We start from the raw sequence: 2418 nt of genomic DNA on the forward strand, positions 1-2418 counted from the left end.
GGGTTCAACAGGTTCACCGCCGCAGCGAGGACTTCACCGACGTATCTGCCGCTGTCCCGGATCATGCGCCGCGCCTCGGCGTCACCCTCGTGCGCCAGTTCGACGACGTCGCGGAGATGCCGGACCGAGTGGCCCTGCTGCTGCAACGCCCCCACCATCGCCCACCCGCCTGCGATGGCCTCCACACAGCCGGTGTCCCCGCAGCGACACGGAAGTCCAAGTGCGGCAGCGATCTTGTTGTGCCCGAACTCACCAGCGGCCTGTACGGCACCGCGCTGCAACACCCCGCCCGCGACGATGCCCGCACCGAGGCCGCTGGAGGCCTTGATCACCAGTACGTCGTCGTAGCCTTGGCGCTCGACGGCGGCAATCGCGTTGGCGTCGTTGTCCAGCACCACGGGAACGCCCGAGAGTCGTTGCAGCTCGCTGAAATACGGTCGCAGCTCGACACCATCCCAGCCGCGCAGGATCGGCGAGTCGCGGCTGCAGCCCCGGTCGCGGTCGACGGTTCCCGGCAGGCTCAGCCCGACCCCGTAGACCGGAACGGCCGCGTACTCCTGGAGCATCACGTCGAGCCGTTTGACGATGTCGGGCATCAGGTCGTCCGGGCCGAGCGCGACCTCCTGATCGATATCGGTGATCGAGAGCACCTCGCCTGCCAGGTTGCACACCGCGAGCCGGGTGCGACTGATGCCGACAGCGACCGAGAGCACCACGCCTGCCCCGACGTCGAAGGACAGCATCGTCGGCGGGCGGCCGCCGGTCGACGGCGCCTGCTCGCGTTCGGCGACCAGGCCCAGCGTCGTCAGAGCGGCGATCCGTGATGCGACGGCGGTGCGGGACAAACCGGTCAGGTGACCGACGTCGGTACGGGTGACGTCGCGATGCTGCCTGATGAGCGCGAGGACATCGCCGACGGAATTCCTCCCGTCGCTTCGCTCGCCCCTGATGGCCCTCCCGTCGCTTCGCTCGCCCCTGATGGCCATGTCATCGATTGAACCCGAGAAACGTAAGCCTCGCCACTTTTGTGTCACAAAAGACAAAAGTCGGTTTGAAGAACGGCATAAGTGCGGCTACCGTTAGCCCGGTGACAAGATCACTGGAACGACCTCTGCTACCGATGTCCGTGGTGTCGCCACCGCCATCCGTGCGGTGGCTTGCGGTATTCGCCCTCGCCGTCGGCGGCTTCGGCATCGGCACCACCGAGTTCGTGGCGATGGGCCTGCTGCCCGACATCGCCTCGAGCCTGAACATCACCGAACCGATCGCCGGACACGTGATCTCCGCCTACGCCCTCGGCGTGGTCATCGGCGCCCCCGTCATCGCCTCCCTCACCGCGCGCGTGCCCCGCAAGACCCTGTTGCTCGGGCTGATCGCGGTCTTCACCCTCGGCAACCTGGCCAGCGTCCTGGCGCCGACATACGGCACGTTGATGGCCGCACGCTTCGTCTCGGGCATCCCCCACGGCGCGTTCTTCGGCGTCGCCGCACTGGTCGCCGGGCACCTGATGGGCCCGAAGAACCGGGCGAAGGCCGTCGCACACGTGATGACGGGTCTGACCGTCGCGACCGTCCTCGGCGTACCCATCGCCTCCTGGCTGGGTCAAGGACTCGGCTGGCGCAGCGCGTTCGGACTGGTCGTCGTCATCGGCGTCATCACCCTGACGGCCCTCTGGCACTGGCTGCCCGATCTGAGCGCCATGCACGCCACCAGCCCCCTGACCGAACTCAGCGCGCTCCGTCGACCGCAGGTGTGGCTGGCGCTGTTGATCGGCATGGTCGGCTTCGGCGGCATGTTCGCGGTCTACACCTACGTCAGCACGACGCTTACCGACGTGTCTGGCCTTGCGCTCGGACTGGTTCCGTTGGCGCTCATGGTCTTCGGCCTCGGAATGGTGGTCGGCAACCTGGTCGGCGGGAAGATGGCCGACATCTCGGTGGTCGGCAGTCTGTACGCCTCGATCACCACACTCGGTGTCGTCCTTGCACTGTTCGTCGTCGCCGCGCGCAACCCGTGGACGGCGATGCTCGGGCTGTTCCTCATCGGTGCGGCAGGCTCGGCGATCGGCCCTGCCCTGCAGACCCGTCTGATGGACGTCGCCCACGGCGCCAAGACCCTCGCTGCCGCTCTGAACCATTCGGCCCTGAACATCGCCAATGCGACGGGCGCCTGGATCGGCGGAGTGGTGATCGCGGCCGGATACGGCTACACCGCGCCCGCCGCGACCGGCGCACTGCTTGCCGCGGCAGGACTCGTGATCCTGACGATCTCGGTGCTGCTGCAGCGGTGGACGGCCAAGCGCTGATGGCGCCCAGCGAGAGTCATCCCACCGAGGACGACACCGCGCAGTGGTGCCTCAGCCTCCACTTTCTGAGCCTGCACAAAGACGTGGTTCTGCGGCCGTCGATGACACCGACG

Annotated in this window: 2 protein-coding genes; one reads left to right on the top strand and one right to left on the bottom strand. The window is 67.5% G+C overall.

Annotated elements, in window-relative coordinates:
- The coding region (locus tag ACRDUX_RS38240; RefSeq protein WP_526422328.1) for an ROK family protein at window positions 1-986 on the bottom strand (986 nt) is incomplete at its 3' end.
- Between the two features lie 134 nt (window positions 987-1120).
- Between ACRDUX_RS38240 and ACRDUX_RS38245 the strand changes: the two genes are divergently transcribed.
- A complete protein-coding gene (locus ACRDUX_RS38245) occupies window positions 1121-2305 on the top strand; it encodes an MFS transporter (protein ID WP_526422330.1) in 1185 nt (394 codons plus the stop codon).
- Window positions 2306-2418 lie beyond the last annotated feature (113 nt).

The sequence above is a fragment of the Mycobacterium sp. genome (assembly GCF_050701675.1).
Taxonomy (GTDB): Bacteria; Actinomycetota; Actinomycetes; order Mycobacteriales; family Mycobacteriaceae; genus Mycobacterium.